We start from the raw sequence: 17,941 nt of genomic DNA, 5'->3' as shown, positions 1-17,941 counted from the left end.
ACGCACAAACGCCGCAAGGGGCGCGCCCGTCGTCACGGGCGCGGCCCCTTGCGTCTTTACGGCGCGATCAGTTGTGGCCGAAGCGCCGCTGGTGTTTGCGGGCAACATCCGCCGGACTTCCCTGGGCCTGCGACTGAGGCTGCGCCTGGGACTCGTAGGCGGTGGACTTGGCCTGCTCGCCACCGCGCTCGGCGGGGGAGGAGGGGCGGTCCTGCTGCTGGCTGCTCTGCTTGCGGTTCTTGTTCTTGGCCATGGTGATGCCTCCTGTGGGATTTCTCGGGGCCAGGGCCGCTGTCAGACTCACATACCCGCAGAACTGCCGCATTTTGGATCATTGCGGTGGGTAAAGGGCCCATGTCGCGCCCTGTGCCGGGCTTCCGCCACGCCGATGATCGAGTTCCGGCCGTTAACCCTCTTGCGGTCGGGCAGACTCGAAGGAAACCCGGAACAATCCCCGATCCGGAACCTTCCCCGATCCCGAAGTTCCCGAAAGAGGGTGGAACGCGTGGACCGCTGCGTTGTCCTGGTGGACGCCGGATATCTGCTGGGCGCCGCCGCGAGCCTTCTCGCCGGAGAACCGGCGCGTTCCCGGATCACCGTCGACCACGCCGCCCTCATCCAGGGCCTTCGCGACCTCGCCGAAGCCGATACGGAGCGACGGCTGCTGCGTATCTACTGGTTCGACGGCGCTCCCGACCGCGTACCGCAGCCCGAGCACCGGCGGCTGCGCGTCATGCCGCGGGTGACGGTCCGGCTCGGCGCGCTGACCCGGAGCGACGGCCGCTGGGCGCAGAAGGGCGTGGATGCGGCGATGCATGCCGAGCTCACCGAACTGGCCAGAAATCGCGCTTGCTCGGACGTCGTGCTGGTGACCGGCGACGGTGACCTGCTCCCCGGGCTGATGTCCGCCAAGGAGCACGGCGTCGCCGTCCATCTCTGGGCGGTGCAGGCCGCCGACGGCGACTACAACCAGTCCGAGGATCTGGTTGCCGAGGCCGATGAGCGGCGGGTGCTCGACCGGGTGTGGATCACCCGGGCCGTGCGGCCCAAGGAGCTCACCGGCATCTGTGCGCCACCGCCCGTGCCGCGCCCCGAGATCGCGGCGATTCTCTCCGCACCGCTGCCCGAGTCGGCGCTCGCCGCGTCGCAGGAGCGGGCGGCCGAGGCCGTACACAACGGATCGCCCGCGACCTCCGAGAACGGTGTCGAGGCCGTCGTCCCCGTCCCCGCCTCCACCAAGGGCGTCCCCACCCCCAAGGATCTGGCGGGCCTGCGCGCGCCCGGCCCGCACACCGGTCCGCACCCGACGAGCGCCACCCTGCGCTGGTCCTCCGACAAGGGCTGGGTCGAGCGCCCCGGCGGTAACGGCGGGGCGCTGGGCGAACCGCCGGAGACCGCGTCGCTGCCGACACTGGCCCAGCTCACCAGCGCCGAGCAGCGCTGGGCCGACCGCGAGGAGGACATCACCACGGTCGGCGGCGACCCCTTCGAGGTCGGCCAGGTCTTCGCCCGCCGCTGGATGGAACGGCTGCCGGAATCCAGCCATGTGCAGAAGCTGTCCACCATGTACCCGCGGATCCCGCACCGCATCGACGGTGAACTGCTGCGGTACGCGGCCCGCTTCGGGCTGCTCGCGCACAAGGACGACCAGATCGACGAGCACGACCGCTATGCGATCCGGGCGGGATTCTGGCGCGAGATCGACGTACGGGCGGCCGCCGAGCACGCCCCGGCCGGTGAGTAGAGCGGCAACAGCAAGGGAGTAGCCGGGGCCGAGGGCATTCCGGGCGTCCGGACCCCGTAGTCTCGTACCTCGTGAGTACGGTGTGCGTGGTGCGGGATCTCGTCAAGACGTACCCCGCCGTGCGCGGCAGGCGGGGGACGCCGGGGACCCCTGAGGTGCGTGCCACCGACGGGATCAGTCTTGATGTCCGACGCGGGGAGATTTTCGGCCTGCTCGGACCCAACGGCGCCGGTAAGTCCACCCTCGTACGACAGCTCACCGGACTGATGCGCCCGGACGCCGGCAGCGTCGAGGTGCTCGGCCACGATCTCGTACGTCATCCGGAGCGGGCCTCCCGGCTCGTCGGCTATCTCGGGCAGGAGTCCACCGCGCTCGACGAGCTGACCGTCGCACTCGCCGCCGAGACGACGGGGCGGCTGCGCGGACTGTCCGTACGGGACGCACGGGCCGAGCGTGACGCCGTACTGGAGGAGCTCGGGCTGACCGGGCTCGCCGCACGCCCCCTGAAGAAGCTGTCCGGCGGGCAGCGACGGCTGGCCTGCTTCGCGACGACGCTGGTCGGAGAGCGGCCGGTCCTGGTACTGGACGAGCCGACCACCGGCATGGACCCCGTCGCACGGCGCGCGGTATGGGCCGCGGTCGACCGGCGGCGCGCGGAGCACGGGGCGACCGTGCTGCTCGTCACCCACAACGTCATCGAGGCCGAGACCGTCCTCGACCGGGTCGCTGTACTGGAACGGGGCCGCGTCATCGCCTGCGACACCCCGACCGGGCTGAAGGAACGGGTCGCGGGCGAGGTACGGGTCGAGCTGGTGTGGCGCGAGCGGGCACCGCTGGATGTGCCGGAGGTCGCCGCGCTGCGCGGGTCCGCGCAGGAGTCCGGGCGCCGCTGGGTGCTCAGGCTCGCACCGGACGAGGCACGGGCGGCGGTCGCGGCGGTGACGGGTGGCGCGGCCTTCGCGGCTCTCGACGACTTCACGCTGGCCACGCCCAGCCTGGAGGACGTGTACTTGGCACTCGGCGGGAACGCGATGAAGGGGCTGGTCAAGGCGTGAGCACCGTGCCCGCGGAGGCGGTGGCCGAACAAGCGGAACAGGCGGGACAGGCCGGACGGGCCGGAGCGGACGGCGGGGCCGGGGCTGCGGCCGCCGCGCCGCTCGCGCCGCGGGCGCGGCTGCTGCCGGCGCTCGGCGCCGTGTACCGCGCGCAGCTGTCCCGGGCACGGGTCGCCCGGATCCCGCTGCTCTTCGTGGCGACCTTCCAGTCGATCGGGATCATGGTCCTGATGCGCGGGGTCGTCGACGGGGGCGCGGAGGCGCGCGCTGTCGTCGCGGGGGCGAGTGTGCTCGTCGTCGCCTTCGTCGCGCTCAATCTGCTCGCCCAGTACTTCGGGCAGCTGCGGGCCAGCGGCGGCCTCGACCACTACGCCACGCTGCCGGTGCCGCCGGCCGCGGTGGTGCTCGGCGCTGCCGGTGCGTATGCCTCCTTCACCGTGCCAGGCACGGTGGTCACGGCGGTCGTCGGCAGCGTGCTGTTCGAGCTGCCGCTGACGCATCTATGGGTGCTGGCCGCGGTGATCCCGCTCGCCGGTGCGGCTCTCGCCGGGCTGGGCGCGGCGCTCGGGCTCCTCGCGCCCCGCCAGGAACTTGCCACGCTGCTCGGCCAGTTGGGCATGTCCGCGGCGCTGCTGCTGGGGGTACTGCCGGCCGACCGGCTGCCCGGGCCGATCTCGTACGCACGTGATCTGCTGCCCTCCACGTACGGCGTCGAGGCCCTCGCGCGGACCTTCGACGCGCGTCCGGACTGGGCGGTCGTCGGGCTGGACCTCGCGGTCTGCGCCTTGGTGGGTGTCGTCTCGCTGACGGTCGCGACGTGGGCGTACCGGCGGGCGGCAGTCCGGTGAGGCGGCGTTCCGGCACGCCTGGCACGATGGCGGTGTGACCGCACCTCTGACACCGCCGCACCAGCCTCATCGGCATTCGCCCAACGACGACCCTTGGCAGTCGCCACCGACGGGCCACGCGTCCATGCGCGCGAAGGATGCGAAGGACGCCGAGGACGTGGAGGAGAGCCGCGAACTGAAGGCCGACCTGCGGGACGCGGCCGTGGTGCTGGTGGCCGTGGCGGTTCTGGGGGTGGCACTGGGGCTGCTGTGGCTGTGGCTGGCGCCGCGCGTGCCGCTGATCTCGAACGACAAGGCGGTCTTCCTCAAGGACACGGAGGGCGAGGAGGCGGTGGGCGCGGACGGAACCTTCGTGCTGCTGGCACTCGCTTTCGGCGCGGTGAGCGCGGCGGCGGTCTTCTGGTTCCGCAGGCGCGGGGGTATCGCGCTGGTGGTGGCGCTGGCCGTGGGCGGACTGCTGGGCTCGCTGCTGGCGTGGGGGTTCGGGGTGTGGTTCGGCCCCACGCATGATGTGGTCGCGCATGCGCGGGAGGCCGGCCAGGGGGTGACCTTCGACGCGTACCTGGAGCTGAGGGCGAAGGGGGCGCTGCTGGCGTGGTCGGTGGCGGCGATGGTGGTACACCTGGCGCTGACGGCCCTGTTCGGTCCGCGGGACCCGGAACCGGAGTGGCCGCCGCAGTACGGGGCGCCGGGGACGGAGCAGCCGCCGGGGCCGGGCACGACCTGACGCCTGCGGCGGGTCTGTTCCCCTACCCGCCCTTCCCCGTGACTGGGGACAAGCCCCCAGACCCCCGGATGCGACCTTCGGCCGCATGTCCTCAATCGCCGGACGGGCTGAAAGACCGGGGGCTCCGCCTCAGACCCCCGGACACCCTTTTAGTGGTCCCCCCTCACGCCGCAGGGGGCATGTCCTCAATCGCCGGACGGGCTGAAAGATCAAGCCCCGCCGGCGATTGAGGCGCGGGGTCCGGGGCGGAGCCCCGGGATCATGCCGGGCGGCGGCCGTGGTTGGCCCGGTGCTTTCGGATGCGCCACTTCCGTTTGCGGGTTCGTTTGGACATGCGCCGTCCTCTCCCCGTCGGAGTGTTCCTACGGTCGTAGCCGAGGACAGCCGCCCCGTCGAGCCCCTACGCCCGCCCGATCGGTGCAAGTACCGCCGACGTCAGCGTCGCCAGGTCCGTCGGGGAGAGTTCGACCTCCAGACCGCGGCGGCCCGCCGAGACGCAGATCGTGGCGTGGACGGAAGCCGACGCGTCCAGGACCGTACGCAGACGCTTCCGCTGGCCCAACGGCGAGATACCGCCCCGTACATAGCCTGTCGTACGTTCCGCTGCCGCCGGGTCCGCCATCGTCGCGCGTTTGCCGCCGACCGCCGCTGCCAGCGCCTTGAGGTCCAGCTGGCCGGCCACCGGGACCACCGCCACGGTCAGTTCGCCGTCGACGTCCGCGACCAGGGTCTTGAAGACCCGGTCGGGGGAGACGCCGAGGGCCTCGGCCGCCTCATCGCCGTACGAGGCGGACGCGGGATCGTGGTCGTACGCGTGCACGGTGAACTCCGTGCCCGCCGCGGCCAGCGCGACCGTGGCGGGCGTGCCCCCGGGGCCGCCGGACTTCTTGGTCTTCTTCGGCACCGCAAGCTACTCCCGTCAGTTGGGGCTCGTCGGCGCCCGGGTCAGATCGACCGCGGGCAGCGACGGAAGATGGCGGATCACCGCGGTCTCCGCGCGCAGTAGCGTCAGCTCCTCCCGCAGTCGGGTCGCCGTGTCCGGGGCCTGCAGCAGCCGTTGCTTCGCGGGAGTGTCCAGTACGGCCGCCGCGGCGACCAGGTACGAGACCACCGAGGGCTCGTCCGGCAGATCCGCACCGGTGGACAGCGAGCGCTCACGCGCACCCGCCAGCCGCTTCTGGTAGCTGCGGAAGGCCCGCAGCACGCCCTCGGCGAGCGCGCCCGCGCCGTCCCCCGACTCCTCCGGGATCTCCTCGAGCTCGGCCGTCAGATACGGGCCGCTCGCGTCGACCGAGAGAAGCTTGACCCGCGTCGTACCCGTCGCGAGCACCTCGAAGCTGCCGTCCGCGCGCTCGCGGATCGTTGCCGCGTCCGCGATACAGCCCATGTGGTGGAAGGCCTGGATCGGATCGGAGCCGAAGCCCGCCGCCGGGCCGCGTTCGGGCAGCGCGGTCGGGTCCGGCATGCCGGGCGCGGTCGGCGCGACCTCGCGGCCGTCGCGGATGGCGACCACGGCGAAACGGCGAGGCTCGGACTCGTCCGTCTTCAGCAGCTCGCGCATCATGGCGCGATAACGCTCCTCGAAGACGTTCAAGGGCAGGACGAGGCCCGGGAACAGCACCGAGTTCAGCGGAAAGAGGGGGAGACGTGCGGTGGTCACAACGGTCAAGCCTAATGGCCGAAGGACCAGCTTCGTCCGGCCCGTCCACGCAGTGGCATCGAAGAGGCGATCTGGATCCGTACGCCGTCCCTCGTATCGAGGAACTGACCCAGCGGATCGTCGGTCACGTAGGTCCAGGGGAAGGACGTGGCGTACGGGCCGATCAGCCGGAACTGCTCCAGCGCCTCCGCCCACCGCCCCCGCCCCACCAGCACGTACACCAGCAGATTGCGTACCTCGGCCGGCCATGGGTCCCCGGCCGCGTAGTCCGTCGAGAGCGCGATCGCGAGATCCGCCGCCGCGTCGATCCGGTCGTCCTGTACGGAGGTGGTCTCGCCGGTCAGCAGCTGCGTGAAGGCCGCGCGCACCGGCAGCGCCTGCACCAGTGAGCCCGGCAGCGCGTCCGCCGCCGCCTGCTCGGCGAAGTCGAAGCACTCGCGGTGCGAGCCGTACCACTGGGCAGACAGGTACTGCAGCGCCGCGACATGGCAGCCGTAGTGGTGGGAGGAGCGGCGCACCGCCTGCTCCCAGAGCGACTCGAAGGCCGTGTGCGTGGCATGCGTACCGCGCGCGTGGTCCAGCGAGATGCGCCACGGCACCGGGTCGTTCGCATCGCCGTCCGCCGCCGCGTCGATCAGCGGCCCGATCTCCCGCAGCTGCTCGGCGCGTGCGGGCGACTCCCAGGCCCTGCGGACGGCGAGTTCGGCCTTGAGGACCAGCGCGTCGGGGTCGCGGGGCGCCGCGGCGAGCCAGCTCGTCAGCCACTCGTCGCGGTTCAGCGCAAAGGCCGCGAGGCGTGTGACGTACCGGTCGCGGTTCTCCCACTCGGCCCCCTCGCGCGTGATCGCGAGCAGCTTGGCGGCCGGTTCGTACTCACCGAGCGCGGCCGCGACCAGCGCCGGGCCCAGCCGTCCGTCGGGGGCGTCGAGCAGCACCGCGGTGTCCGGCGGCAAGCCGTCGGCGAGCTGCGGCGTATGACGGATCATGCGCGCGGTGCGGATCATGGCGCGGAGCAATGGCATGGTGTGGACCATTGAAAGCTGCGGCTCGAAGACGCGCCAGAGGACAGCTGTGAAGCTTTCGTAGCGGCAGAATGGTTGTCCTGGCAAAAGCCAAGAGAGCGTAAAGAAAGAGGTCGTACGACAGGTGGTTCAGCCGCGTCTGAGCAGGCGGGACGCGCCCGCCGCGACCGTCGTCGCGAGGATCCAGCCGAGCAGGATCAGCGCGGCCGAGGCCCACTGCCAGTGGCTGTCCAGCCGCCAGTAGCCGTCCTGGCCGAGATTGATCACCGGCACCAGCAGATCCAGGGCGTACAGCGCGGCATTCCACTCCGGATGCTCGTCCGCCTTGATCGGCGCCGGTTCCACCTGCGCGAAGGCGAGCGCTCCCAGCGCCCAGAGGACCGCCATCCACAGAGCCGCCCGGCCGGGCCGGTAGCCGTACGCCACCGTCCAGTCCTGGAGATAGCCCCAGAGCTTCGCGGCCAGCGGAAGCGTCTCACGGCGGCGGCGCTGCTTGGCGAGCAGCACCTCGCGCGCGTCCGCGTCCTCACCGCTGTTGCGCAGCACGGTCGCCAGTCGTTCGTACGGCTCCGGTGAGTACTCCGGGGTCGCCGACGCCACCCACTCCAGGCGCCGCCCGAGTGGGAACTCCTCGTACGGGACGAGGTTTTCGTACACGAAGCCGCCCATCGCAAGCCCGCCAGGACCCGGCCAGCTCGACGCCATGTCGATCAGCGTCACCACCTTCGCGCCGTTCAGCACGACGCGCCCCTCCTCCGGGCGCTCCGCGTTGAACCGCAGCTCCGGAGTGGCGATCCGGCGCAGCGACAGCTCCTCGCGCGAGCTCAGGACGAACCGCGCCCGGTGGAGGTCGACCGCGTCGCCGAACCGCCCGTCGTCCAGCCGCACCCCGCCGTGGCACTCGAAGGGCTGCAGCCGCGTGCCGCGCGACGGCGTGGCCGCATTGCCGATCCCGATGCCGAAAGGGGGCGTGGTGCCCTGATTGCCCGTGGACTCGCTCACCCACGCGCCCGTCATATAGAGCGTCCGCTCCACACTCAGTTGCGGGGCATTGAGGGCACGCCGCTCCGCCGCCGCCCGCAGCCGGCTGCCGCGCAGGCTCAGCGAGACCCCGACCTTCGCACCGCGCAGGCTGAACTCGCCGTACGTCTCGATCAGTTCGGCCTGCAGATCCTGCGCCACCGACATCCCGTCCGCGGTGATCGCGCGGCCGCGCCGGTCCGGCCTGACATTGATCTGGTTGATCAGCAGATCCGTGCCGATCTGCGCGTCGGTGAGCCGGATGCCGTGCTCCACCCGGCAGCGCGGCAGATGCAGATCGCCCTCGGTACGCAGCCGGGCCGCCTCGAGCCGCGGGATCGCACAGCCCACCATGCGCACCGTGGTGAAGTGCGCCTCGGGCATCAGCACTTCGCTGTCGAAGCGGCAGCCGTTCAGCTCGACGTAGGGGGCGATGCTGCCGCCCGCGAGCTTGAGCGTCCCGGTGATCTGGACCCCGCGGAGCTTGAGCGCGGCGACCCGGCCGGGCCGCGCGGCCGGGCCGCTGAGCAGCAGCCGGGCGACGATGCCGGCGCGCACACTGCGCTCGGGGCCCCAGGGGCGCGGTGAGAAGGGATCGTTCAGCAGGGGATTGGCGTCGCTCAGGTCGTGCGTACTCCCGTTTCGGAATGCGTTCCACATTCGCAGCTCGGTCGGGCTCAGCCCGTCCGGAGCCCCGTCGTCCAGCGGCTCGGTCACTGCCGCTCCTCCGCTTCCTTGGCTCGTACAGCTGTTCTTCCCGCTGAGTGACGGACTGAACGCTAGTGGTCATGAACATGTACTGGGGCATGTATCAGCCAGTGATACGGGAGACCAGCGGCCGATTCCGGTCTGAGAGAATTGGTTCCGTGATCTCACGAATCGATCTGCGTGGCGACGCCCTCCCCGAGGGTGCCGCACTGCGCGACCTGCTGCCCCGTGCCGAGTTCGACGTGGAAGCCGCCCTGGAGAAGGTGCGGCCCATCTGCGAGGCCGTGCATCATCGCGGCACGGCGGCGCTGATCGACTACGCGGAGAAGTTCGACGGTGTGAAGCTGGACCAGGTGAGGGTGGGTGCGAAGGCTCTCGCCGACGCACTGGAGCAGCTCGACCCCGAGGTCAGGGCCGCTCTGGAGGAGTCGATCAGGCGCGCCAGAATCGTCCACCGCGCGCAGCGCCGCCGTGAGCACACCACGCAGGTCGTCCCCGGCGGCAGCGTCACCGAGAAGTGGGTGCCGGTCGAGCGCGTCGGTCTGTACGCACCGGGCGGCCGCTCCGTCTACCCCTCCTCCGTGATCATGAACGTGGTTCCGGCCCAGGAGGCGGGCGTCGACTCCATCGCGCTGGCGTCCCCGCCGCAGAAAGAGTTCGGGGGCCTTCCGCACCCGACGATCCTCGCCGCCTGCGCGCTGCTCGGCGTCGACGAGGTGTACGCCGCCGGTGGCGCACAGGCCGTCGCGATGTTCGCGTACGGCACCGAGGAGTGCGCCCCCGCCAATATGGTCACCGGGCCGGGCAATATCTGGGTCGCCGCTGCCAAGCGGTACTTCACCGGCCGGATCGGCATCGACACCGAGGCGGGGCCGACCGAGATCGCGATCCTCGCCGACTCCACCGCCGACCCGGTGCACGTCGCCGCCGACCTGATCAGCCAGGCCGAGCACGACCCGATGGCCGCCGCCGTGCTGGTCACCGACTCCACGGAGCTGGCGGACGCGGTCGAGAGGGAGCTCGAAACGCAGGTCGCGACCACCAAGCACATCGAGGACCGGATCGTCCCGGCGCTGAGCGGCAGGCAGTCCGCGATCGTCCTGGTCGACGGCGTCGAAGAGGGCCTGCGGGTCGTCAACGCGTACGGTGCCGAGCACCTGGAGATCCAGACCGCCGACGCCTCCGCCGTCGCCGCCCGGGTCCGTAACGCCGGCGCGATCTTCGTCGGCCCGTGGGCGCCGGTCTCGCTCGGCGACTACTGCGCGGGCTCCAACCATGTCCTGCCGACCGGCGGCTGTGCCTGCCACTCGTCGGGCCTGTCCGTGCAGTCGTTCCTGCGCGGCATCCACATCGTGGACTACACGCGAGACGCTCTCGCCGAGGTGACGCACCACGTGGTGACGCTCGCCGAGGCCGAGGACCTGCCCGCGCACGGCGCCGCCGTGAAGGCGCGTTTCGCCGGAGGCGAACTGGACCGGCGCAGCGCCGGAGGCGAGCTGGATCAGCGCAGCGCCGGAGGCGAACTGGACCGGCGTGGCGCCGAAGGCGAACCGGACCGGCACACCGAGTGGGAGGTGCCCGGCAAGTGACCTTCGGCATCGACGACCTGCCCATCAGGGACGAGCTGCGTGGCAAGTCCCCGTACGGCGCGCCCCAACTCGACGTACCCGTACGTCTGAACACCAACGAGAACCCCTACCCGCTGCCCGAGCCACTGGTCGAGCGCATCGCCGACCGCGTCCGCGAGGCCGCCCGCGAGCTGAACCGCTACCCCGACCGGGACGCGGTCGAGCTCCGCACCGAGCTGGCCCGCTATCTCACCCGCACCGCCGGTTACGAGGTCGCTCTCGCCAACGTCTGGGCGGCCAACGGCTCCAACGAGGTCATCCAGCAGCTGCTGCAGACCTTCGCCGGACCGGGCCGTACCGCCATCGGTTTCGAGCCCTCGTACTCCATGCACGGCCTGATCTCGCGCGGCACCGGCACCGGCTGGATCTCCGGGCCGCGCGGCGAGGACTTCACCATCGACGTGGCGGCCGCCGAGGCTGCCATCGCCGAGCACCGGCCGGACGTCGTCTTCATCACCTCGCCCAACAACCCCACGGGCACCGCGGTCGAGGCCGACACCGTCCTCGCCCTGTACGAGGCGGCGCAGGCGGCCAGGGCCGACACTGCCGGGGCGATAGTCGTGGTCGACGAGGCGTACGTCGAATTCAGTCACCGCCCCTCGCTGCTGCCGCTGATCGAGGGCCGGCCGAACCTGGTGGTCTCGCGCACCATGTCCAAGGCCTTCGGTGCGGCCGGTCTGCGCCTGGGCTATCTGGCCGCGCACCCGGCGGTCGTCGACGCCGTCCAGCTGGTGCGCCTGCCGTACCACCTGTCCGCCGTCACACAGGCCACCGCGCTCGCCGCGCTGGAGCACACGGATACGCTGCTCGGGTATGTCGAGCAGCTGAAGACCGAGCGGGACCGCCTGGTCGGCGAGCTGCGGGCGATCGGCTACGAGGTCACCGAGTCCGACGCCAACTTTGTGCAGTTCGGACGCTTCGACGGCGAAGGGGCCGCCCACGAGGTCTGGCAGCAGATCCTCGACCGGGGCGTCCTGGTCCGTGACAACGGCGTACCGGGCTGGCTGCGGGTCACCGCGGGAACCCCGGCAGAGAACGACGCGTTCCTCGAGGCGGTACGCGCCCTCATGAAGGAACGCAGCGAGAAGGAGCAGAGCGCATGAGCCGCGTAGGACGGGTCGAACGCACCACCAAGGAGACGTCCGTCGTTGTCGAGATCGACCTCGACGGCCACGGAAAGGTCGATGTGTCGACCGGGGTCGGCTTCTACGACCACATGCTCGACCAGCTCGGCCGCCACGGCCTGTTCGACCTCACCGTGAAGACCGAGGGCGATCTGCACATCGACTCGCACCACACCATCGAGGACACGGCCCTCGCGATCGGCGCCGCCTTCAAGCAGGCGCTCGGCGACAAGGTCGGCATCTACCGCTTCGGCAACTGCACCGTGCCGCTGGACGAGTCGCTCGCCCAGGTCACCGTGGACCTCTCCGGACGTCCGTACCTCGTGCACACCGAGCCCGAGAACATGGCGCCGATGATCGGCTCGTACGACACGACGATGACCCGGCACATCCTGGAGTCCTTCGTCGCGCAGGCCCAGATCGCGCTGCACGTCCACGTCCCGTACGGCCGCAACGCGCACCACATCGTGGAGTGCCAGTTCAAGGCGCTGGCCCGCGCCCTGCGTTACGCCTGTGAGCGCGACCCGCGCGCCGCCGGCATCCTCCCCTCCACGAAGGGCGCCCTCTAAACTCATGACCGGCCTCTCCACCATCCTGATCGTCGTCGGTCTCTTCCTCGCCGGCGGTGTGTACTCCTTCTCCAAGCAGAAGATGCCCATGGGCCTGATCGGGCTTCTCGGTATCGCCTCCGCGATGTGCCTGGTCGCCGGTGTCCTGCGGATTCAGGGGATCTGGGAATGACCGTGCCCAAGAAGGTCGTCGTCTTCGACTACGGATTCGGCAATGTCCGCTCGGCCGAGCGAGCCCTCGCCCGGGTCGGCGCGGACGTCGAGATCACCCGTGACTACGACAAGGCCATGAACGCCGACGGGCTCCTCGTCCCCGGCGTCGGAGCCTTCTCCGCCTGCATGGACGGCCTCAGGAAGGCCCGTGGCGAGTGGATCATCGACCGCAGGCTCTCCGGCGGCCGGCCCGTCATGGGCATCTGCGTCGGCATGCAGATCCTCTTCGCACGCGGCATCGAGCACGGCGTCGAGACCGAGGGCCTCGACGAGTGGCCCGGCACGGTCGGCCCGCTGAAGGCCCCGATCGTGCCCCATATGGGCTGGAACACCGTCGAGGCGGCCGCCGACAGCCGGCTCTTCGCCGGAGTCGACGCCGACGCCCGGTTCTACTTCGTGCACTCCTACGCCGTGCACGAATGGGACCTGGAGGTCACCAACCCCGCCATCCGCGCGCCCCAGGTCACCTGGGCCACGCACGGCGAGCGCTTTGTCGCCGCCGTGGAGAACAGCGCGCTGTGGGCCACCCAGTTCCACCCCGAGAAGTCCGGCGACGCCGGCGCCCAGCTGCTGACCAACTGGATTGAGACGCTGTAATGCCGAAGCTTGAACTCCTCCCCGCAGTCGACGTCCGCGACGGCCAGGCCGTACGCCTCGTCCATGGCGAGTCCGGTTCGGAGACCTCGTACGGCTCTCCGCTCGAAGCCGCTCTGACCTGGCAGCGATCGGGCGCCGAGTGGCTGCATCTCGTCGACCTGGACGCGGCCTTCGGCACCGGCGACAACCGCGCGCTGATCGCCGAGGTCGCCGGCGCCATGGACATCAAGGTCGAGCTGTCGGGCGGCATCCGCGACGACGCCTCGCTCGCGGCCGCGCTGGCCACCGGCTGCACCCGGGTCAACCTGGGCACCGCCGCGCTGGAGACCCCCGAGTGGGTCGCCAAGGTCATCGCCGAGCACGGTGACAAGATCGCGGTCGGCCTCGACGTACGCGGTACGACGCTGCGCGGCCGCGGCTGGACCCGCGACGGCGGCGACCTCTACGAGACGCTCGCCCGCCTCGACTCCGAGGGCTGCGCCCGCTACGTCGTCACCGACATCGCCAAGGACGGCACCCTCCAGGGGCCCAACCTGGAGCTGCTGCGCAATGTCTGCGCGGCGACCGACAAGCCCGTCGTCGCCTCCGGCGGCGTCTCCTCACTCGACGATCTGCGGGCGATCTCCTCGCTCGTCCCCGAGGGCGTCGAGGGCGCGATCGTCGGCAAGGCGCTGTACGCCGAGGCGTTCACCCTGGAAGAGGCCCTCGCGGCGGTGTCGGAATGACCGATTCCTTCTCCGATTCCCCTGCCGTACGGCGCATCGGCTCCGACGGACCGTGGGAGGACGCCTTCGGCTACTCCCGCGCGGTCGAGCTGCCGAATGGCCTGGTCCTGGTCTCCGGCTGCACCTCGGTCGCCGGCGGCGAGATCGCCGCGGGCGGCCCCTACGACCAGACGGTCACCGCGTTCGGTGTCGCCTTCGACGCCCTGAAGGAACTCGGCCTGGGCCGGGAGGATGTGGTGCGTACGCGGATGTACCTCTCCCACGCCCGGGACGTGGACGAGGTCGGCCGTGCCCACAAGGAGCTGTTCGACACGGTCCGCCCGGCCGCGTCGATGCTCATCATCTCCGGCTTCGTCGACCCGAGCCTGGTCGTCGAGGTCGAGGTCGAGGCGTACCGAGGAGGTGCCGGATGACTCTCTCGGTCCGAGTGATCCCCTGCCTGGACGTGGACAACGGCCGGGTCGTCAAGGGCGTCAACTTCCAGAATCTGCGCGACGCGGGCGACCCCGTGGAGATGGCCAAGCTGTACGACGCCGAAGGCGCCGACGAACTGACCTTCCTCGACATCACGGCCTCCTCCGGCAACCGTGAGACGACCTACGACGTGGTGCGCCGCACCGCCGAGCAGGTCTTCATCCCGCTGACCGTGGGCGGCGGCGTGCGCAGCGCCGACGACGTCGACAAGCTGCTGCGGGCCGGCGCCGACAAGGTGGGCGTGAACACCGCGGCGATCGCCCGTCCCGAGCTGATCCGCGAGATCGCCGAGCGCTTCGGCCGCCAGGTACTGGTCCTGTCGGTCGACGCCCGTCGTACTCCCGAAGGTTCCTTCGAGGTCACCACGCACGGCGGCCGCAAGGGCACCGGCATCGACGCCGTCGAATGGGCGCACCGGGCCGCCGAGTTGGGCGCGGGTGAGATTCTGCTCAACTCGATGGACGCGGACGGCACGAAGGACGGCTACGACACGGAGATGATCGCCGCGGTACGGAAGCACGTCACCGTCCCGGTCATCGCCTCCGGCGGCGCCGGCAAGCTCTCCGACTTCCCGCCGGCCATCGCGGCGGGCGCGGACGCGGTCCTGGCTGCCTCGGTCTTCCACTTCGGCGATCTGCGGATCTCCCAGGTCAAGGACACCCTCCGCGAGGCGGGCCACCCCGTCCGCTGACCATCGTGAACAACTGACCTGAAACTGGCGTTCGTTGGGAGACGGGCCGGGTAGCGTGGCGTTCGACCCTAGGAACGGGGGAACGGCATGGCGGCCCGGCCCATCGTCGATCTGCTCGAGCTCAGCCCGGATTTTGTTCGCGATCCCTATCCCGTCTACGCCCGGCTGCGCGCCGATGGCCCCGTCCACCAGGTACGCGCCCCGGACGGCGAGGAGTTCTGGCTCGTCGTCGGACATGACGCCTGCCGCGCCGCCTTCACCGACCCGCGGCTCAGCCGGGCCTGGATGAAGTCCGGAAGCATCGGCCAGATCATCAACACCGATCAGGACCAGCCCGCCCTCGCGCACATGTTGATGTCGGACCCGCCGGACCACACACGATTACGCCGACTGGTCGCCCGGGAGTTCACCCCGCGCCGTATCGACACCCTGGCCCCGCGCATCCAGCAGATCACCGACGGACTGCTCGACGCGATGCTGGCGGAAGAGGAGCGGCGGGCCGATCTGATCGACTCCTTCGCCTTCCCGCTGCCGATGACCGTCATCTGCGAACTGCTCGGCGTGCCCGAGCTGGACCGGGACGCCTTCCGAGGCTGGTCCAACGAGATGGTCGCGCGCACCAGCCCGGAGGCCGAGGCCCGTGCGTACGAGGAGGTGCCGGCGTACCTCGGCGAGCTGATCGCGGCCAAGCGGGCCGCGCCCGGCCAGGACCTGCTCAGCGCGATGATCCACGCAGTGGACGAGGGCGGCGACCGGCTCTCGCCGCGCGAGCTGATCGGCATGTCCGTACTGCTGCTGATCGCCGGTCACGAGACCACGGTCAATCTGATCGGCAACGGCATGCGGGCCCTCTTCGCGCACCCAGGCCAACTCGCCGCCCTGCGCGCCGACTTCGGTCTGCTCGACGGGGCGGTCGAGGAGATGCTCCGCTACGACGGACCGGTCGAGACCTGCACCGATCGCCTCGCCCTGGAGGACGTGGAGATGGGCGGTGCGGTCATCCCGGCGGGCTCCACCGTCCTGATCGCCATGGCCGACGCCGACCGCGACCCGGAGCGCTTCAAGGACCCGGACCGGTTCGACATCCGCCGGGACGCCCGCGGCCACATCGCCTTCGGCCACGGCCTCCACTACTGCCTGGGCGCGCCGCTGGCCCGGCTCGAGGGACGTATCGCGATCCGCACACTGTTGGAGCGCTGCCCGGACATCGCGCCGGACGCCGACGAGGCCGGGCTGCCATGGATGCCCGGAATGCTGATCAGGGGCGTACGGAAGCTGCCCGTGCGCTGGTGACCTCTGGCCCCCTGGCCCGGCAGAGCGGCCGAGACGGCCGAGCGGCCGAGGCGGCCGAGGCGGCCGAGCGGCCGAGCGGCCGAGCGGCAGAGCAAGGACGGTCGTGGCGCTGGCGGCAGGTCGCCTCCGACGGCCTGAGCATCCGCGACGAGGACTTCCAGGACGCACCCGAGAAGATCGCCACACCCGTGCGGCCGTCACCCGGATGTCCTTGGAGCAGCGTGTCGAGCCCTACCGCCGCTGCCTCGACGCGCAGCCCGCCCGGGGCCGGATGGCGCGGGACCGACTTCAGCTGTGCATATCTGCCGCGGCTGACCGCCGAGGAGACCGGTACGGGGCCGGATCGCGCACGCCGGAATCGTCCAGGGACTCGGGCTGATCGTCGGCGCCGGGGCGATCGCCGCTCTCGCCGTGGTGGCGCACATCGCCGCCGCGGTCGGTGTCGCCGTGGTGATCGGACTGCTCGCGGGGCTGAGCGGCGCGCTGTGCAACGCCCTCGTGCAGACCCGGACCGATCCGGCCTCCCCCGGCCGGGTCACCTCGGTCTCGACGTTCTTCAGCCTCGGCGCCGCGCCGCTCAGCCACCCGGTGACGGGCGCGGCCGGTCGGCCTGTGGGGCACCGTGCCGGTCTCACCGTCAGCGTGGCCGTCCGTGCCCTCGGGGCGGTCCACGGAGTGTGCTCCAAGGGGCTGCGCAGCGCCGAGCTGCCGCGCTGAGCCGCCGGCGGTCCGGCACGCTCAGGCGCCGCCGGCCTACAGCCCCAGCTTGGCCTCGTGCAGCCGGGTGATCGCGTCCTTGTCGCCCTCGAGGTCCACCTGCGCCGCTTCCTGCCGCCCGAACATGAAGATCGTCAGCTCGCTCGGCTCCCCGGTCACCGTCACCACCGGGGTGCCGCGGTGACCGACCGCCGTCTGGCCGTTCGAACGGCGCAGCACCAGCCCGACCGGGGACCTGCGGCCCAGCAGCCGGGACGCCTTCTCCAGCCGTGACCACAGGACGTTCTCGAAGATCCGGTCCGGTTCGCGCGGCGTCCAGTCCGGCCGCGCCCGCCGTACATCCTCGGCGTGGACGAAGAACTCGACGGTGTTCGCGGCCTCGTCGATCTGCTTGATCGCGTACGGGGACATCCGCGGCGGTCCCGTACGGATCAGCTGGATCAGCTCCTCGTACGGCTTCTCGGCGAACTCCGCCTGCACCCGGTCGAGGCGGCTCTTGAGCGCGCTCAGCACGATCCCGCCCGCCGCGTCCACCCGCCGCTCGCGGACCACCACGTGGGCGGCGAGCTGCCGGGTGTTCCAGCCGTCGCACAGGGTCGGGGCCTCGGGGCCCGCCGCCTCCAACAGGTCGGCGAGCAGAAGCCGTTCACGCCTTGCATGGGTCGACATGACTGCCAGCGTACGGCCGCGGCACCGGGTCCGCCCAGTGGACGCACCGCCCGGCGACCCCGGCGGACACGGCACAATGGCCGTATGACCAGCAGTGTCCCCACAGGTTCCCTCGATCCCGCCGTCGCCGCCCGCCTCAAGCGCAGCGCCGACGGCCTGGTTCCGGCCATCGCGCAGCAGTACGACACCGGCGAGGTGCTGATGCTCGGGTGGATGGACGACGAGGCCCTGCACCGCACCCTGACCACCGGCCGCTGCACCTACTGGTCCCGCAGCCGCCAGGAGTACTGGGTCAAGGGCGACACCTCCGGCCATGTCCAGCACGTCAAGTCCGTCGCCCTGGACTGCGACGCCGACGCGGTGCTCGTCAAGGTCGACCAGGTGGGGGCCGCCTGCCACACCGGGGACCGCACCTGCTTCGACGCCGACGTCCTTCCTCTGGGCCAGTAGGGTCGGG

20 protein-coding genes and 1 pseudogene are annotated in these 17,941 nt (G+C 71.1%); 15 read left to right on the top strand and 6 right to left on the bottom strand.

Annotated elements, in window-relative coordinates; translation table 11 throughout:
* Window positions 1–67: 67 nt before the first annotated feature.
* Entirely contained in the window at window positions 68–253 is a 186-nt protein-coding gene (locus tag OG735_RS11250) for a hypothetical protein (protein WP_327323001.1), read from the bottom strand.
* A 252-nt stretch (window positions 254–505) separates the two neighbouring features.
* On the opposite strand from OG735_RS11250, the gene OG735_RS11245 reads away from it, so the two are divergent.
* From OG735_RS11245 to OG735_RS11230, 4 genes are all read left to right on the top strand, one after another.
* The gene (locus OG735_RS11245; RefSeq protein ID WP_327323000.1) at window positions 506–1,744 is read left to right on the top strand and encodes an NYN domain-containing protein; all 1,239 of its coding nucleotides are present in this window, start codon (window positions 506–508) and stop codon (window positions 1,742–1,744) included.
* 80 nt (window positions 1,745–1,824) lie between these two features.
* Window positions 1,825–2,799 (top strand): ABC transporter ATP-binding protein, encoded by a 975-nt coding sequence (locus OG735_RS11240; protein WP_327328278.1) that lies wholly within the window; start codon window positions 1,825–1,827, stop codon window positions 2,797–2,799.
* Window positions 2,796–3,647, top strand: a complete 852-nt coding sequence (locus OG735_RS11235; protein ID WP_442812408.1) for an ABC transporter permease — start codon at window positions 2,796–2,798, stop codon at window positions 3,645–3,647. The genes OG735_RS11240 and OG735_RS11235 overlap by 4 nt, the downstream gene beginning before the upstream one ends.
* A 34-nt stretch (window positions 3,648–3,681) precedes the next feature.
* On the top strand, window positions 3,682–4,374 hold the full coding sequence (locus OG735_RS11230; protein ID WP_327322999.1) for an ABC transporter permease: 693 nt from the start codon (window positions 3,682–3,684) through the stop codon (window positions 4,372–4,374).
* Between the two features lie 400 nt (window positions 4,375–4,774).
* On the opposite strand, the gene ybaK is transcribed toward OG735_RS11230, so the two are convergent.
* From ybaK to OG735_RS11210, 4 genes are all read right to left on the bottom strand, one after another.
* Complete coding sequence (gene ybaK, locus OG735_RS11225) at window positions 4,775–5,278, bottom strand: Cys-tRNA(Pro) deacylase (protein ID WP_327322998.1); 504 nt, start codon at window positions 5,276–5,278, stop codon at window positions 4,775–4,777.
* Window positions 5,279–5,293: 15 nt separating this feature from the next.
* Window positions 5,294–6,034, bottom strand: a complete 741-nt coding sequence (locus tag OG735_RS11220) for an LON peptidase substrate-binding domain-containing protein (RefSeq protein WP_327322997.1) — start codon at window positions 6,032–6,034, stop codon at window positions 5,294–5,296.
* 11 nt (window positions 6,035–6,045) lie between these two features.
* Window positions 6,046–7,068 (bottom strand): hypothetical protein, encoded by a 1,023-nt coding sequence (locus OG735_RS11215; protein ID WP_327322996.1) that lies wholly within the window; start codon window positions 7,066–7,068, stop codon window positions 6,046–6,048.
* A gap of 117 nt (window positions 7,069–7,185) precedes the next feature.
* The gene (locus OG735_RS11210; protein WP_327322995.1) at window positions 7,186–8,793 is read right to left on the bottom strand and encodes an oxidoreductase; all 1,608 of its coding nucleotides are present in this window, start codon (window positions 8,791–8,793) and stop codon (window positions 7,186–7,188) included.
* A 149-nt stretch (window positions 8,794–8,942) separates the two neighbouring features.
* Between OG735_RS11210 and hisD the strand changes: the two are divergent.
* From hisD to OG735_RS11160, 10 genes and pseudogenes are all read left to right on the top strand, one after another.
* A pseudogene (gene hisD, locus OG735_RS11205) lies at window positions 8,943–10,241 on the top strand (histidinol dehydrogenase); the annotation flags it as partial.
* Between the two features lie 128 nt (window positions 10,242–10,369).
* Entirely contained in the window at window positions 10,370–11,515 is a 1,146-nt protein-coding gene (locus OG735_RS11200; RefSeq protein ID WP_327322994.1) for a histidinol-phosphate transaminase, read from the top strand.
* Window positions 11,512–12,105 carry an imidazoleglycerol-phosphate dehydratase HisB gene (hisB, locus tag OG735_RS11195; protein ID WP_327322993.1) on the top strand — a complete coding sequence of 198 codons (594 nt, stop codon included), beginning with the start codon at window positions 11,512–11,514 and terminating at the stop codon, window positions 12,103–12,105. The genes OG735_RS11200 and hisB overlap by 4 nt, the downstream gene beginning before the upstream one ends.
* A 4-nt stretch (window positions 12,106–12,109) precedes the next feature.
* Window positions 12,110–12,277, top strand: coding sequence for a hypothetical protein (locus tag OG735_RS11190; protein ID WP_327322992.1), 168 nt, complete (start codon window positions 12,110–12,112; stop codon window positions 12,275–12,277).
* Window positions 12,274–12,915: an imidazole glycerol phosphate synthase subunit HisH gene (gene hisH, locus OG735_RS11185; protein WP_327322991.1), complete on the top strand. Its 642-nt coding sequence runs from the start codon at window positions 12,274–12,276 to the stop codon at window positions 12,913–12,915. The genes OG735_RS11190 and hisH overlap by 4 nt, the downstream gene beginning before the upstream one ends.
* On the top strand, window positions 12,915–13,640 hold the full coding sequence (gene priA, locus OG735_RS11180; RefSeq protein ID WP_327322990.1) for a bifunctional 1-(5-phosphoribosyl)-5-((5-phosphoribosylamino)methylideneamino)imidazole-4-carboxamide isomerase/phosphoribosylanthranilate isomerase PriA: 726 nt from the start codon (window positions 12,915–12,917) through the stop codon (window positions 13,638–13,640). Before hisH ends, priA begins: the two co-directional genes overlap by 1 nt.
* Window positions 13,637–14,053, top strand: a complete 417-nt coding sequence (locus OG735_RS11175; RefSeq protein WP_327322989.1) for a RidA family protein — start codon at window positions 13,637–13,639, stop codon at window positions 14,051–14,053. The genes priA and OG735_RS11175 overlap by 4 nt, the downstream gene beginning before the upstream one ends.
* The gene (gene hisF / locus OG735_RS11170) at window positions 14,050–14,805 is read left to right on the top strand and encodes an imidazole glycerol phosphate synthase subunit HisF (protein WP_327322988.1); all 756 of its coding nucleotides are present in this window, start codon (window positions 14,050–14,052) and stop codon (window positions 14,803–14,805) included. Before OG735_RS11175 ends, hisF begins: the two co-directional genes overlap by 4 nt.
* An 87-nt stretch (window positions 14,806–14,892) precedes the next feature.
* Window positions 14,893–16,098, top strand: coding sequence for a cytochrome P450 family protein (locus tag OG735_RS11165; protein WP_327322987.1), 1,206 nt, complete (start codon window positions 14,893–14,895; stop codon window positions 16,096–16,098).
* Between the two features lie 411 nt (window positions 16,099–16,509).
* Window positions 16,510–16,815, top strand: coding sequence for a hypothetical protein (locus OG735_RS11160; protein ID WP_327322986.1), 306 nt, complete (start codon window positions 16,510–16,512; stop codon window positions 16,813–16,815).
* Window positions 16,816–16,851: 36 nt separating this feature from the next.
* Here the strand turns inward: OG735_RS11160 and OG735_RS11155 are convergent, their stop codons facing one another.
* Complete coding sequence (locus tag OG735_RS11155; protein WP_327322985.1) at window positions 16,852–17,484, bottom strand: TIGR03085 family metal-binding protein; 633 nt, start codon at window positions 17,482–17,484, stop codon at window positions 16,852–16,854.
* Window positions 17,485–17,568: 84 nt separating this feature from the next.
* Here OG735_RS11155 and hisI point away from each other — a divergent pair, with 84 nt between their 5' ends.
* Window positions 17,569–17,934, top strand: a complete 366-nt coding sequence (gene hisI / locus OG735_RS11150) for a phosphoribosyl-AMP cyclohydrolase (RefSeq protein ID WP_327322984.1) — start codon at window positions 17,569–17,571, stop codon at window positions 17,932–17,934.
* Window positions 17,935–17,941: the final 7 nt, after the last annotated feature.

Origin of the sequence: Streptomyces sp. NBC_01210 (assembly GCF_036010325.1) — a bacterium.
Classification (GTDB): Bacteria; Actinomycetota; Actinomycetes; order Streptomycetales; family Streptomycetaceae; genus Streptomyces.
This window is presented reverse-complemented; position numbering and strand designations above follow the sequence as displayed.

Coding starts and splice junctions, on each gene's coding strand:
- hisF (WP_327322988.1), top strand. CDS start 14,050: ATGACTCTCTCGGTCCGAGTGATCCCCTGCCTGGACGTGGACAACGGC.
- OG735_RS11250 (WP_327323001.1), bottom strand. CDS start 253: ATGGCCAAGAACAAGAACCGCAAGCAGAGCAGCCAGCAGCAGGACCGC.
- OG735_RS11190 (WP_327322992.1), top strand. CDS start 12,110: ATGACCGGCCTCTCCACCATCCTGATCGTCGTCGGTCTCTTCCTCGCC.
- hisB (WP_327322993.1), top strand. CDS start 11,512: ATGAGCCGCGTAGGACGGGTCGAACGCACCACCAAGGAGACGTCCGTC.
- OG735_RS11155 (WP_327322985.1), bottom strand. CDS start 17,484: ATGTCGACCCATGCAAGGCGTGAACGGCTTCTGCTCGCCGACCTGTTG.
- hisH (WP_327322991.1), top strand. CDS start 12,274: ATGACCGTGCCCAAGAAGGTCGTCGTCTTCGACTACGGATTCGGCAAT.
- OG735_RS11175 (WP_327322989.1), top strand. CDS start 13,637: ATGACCGATTCCTTCTCCGATTCCCCTGCCGTACGGCGCATCGGCTCC.
- OG735_RS11165 (WP_327322987.1), top strand. CDS start 14,893: ATGGCGGCCCGGCCCATCGTCGATCTGCTCGAGCTCAGCCCGGATTTT.
- priA (WP_327322990.1), top strand. CDS start 12,915: ATGCCGAAGCTTGAACTCCTCCCCGCAGTCGACGTCCGCGACGGCCAG.
- OG735_RS11215 (WP_327322996.1), bottom strand. CDS start 7,068: ATGGTCCACACCATGCCATTGCTCCGCGCCATGATCCGCACCGCGCGC.
- hisI (WP_327322984.1), top strand. CDS start 17,569: ATGACCAGCAGTGTCCCCACAGGTTCCCTCGATCCCGCCGTCGCCGCC.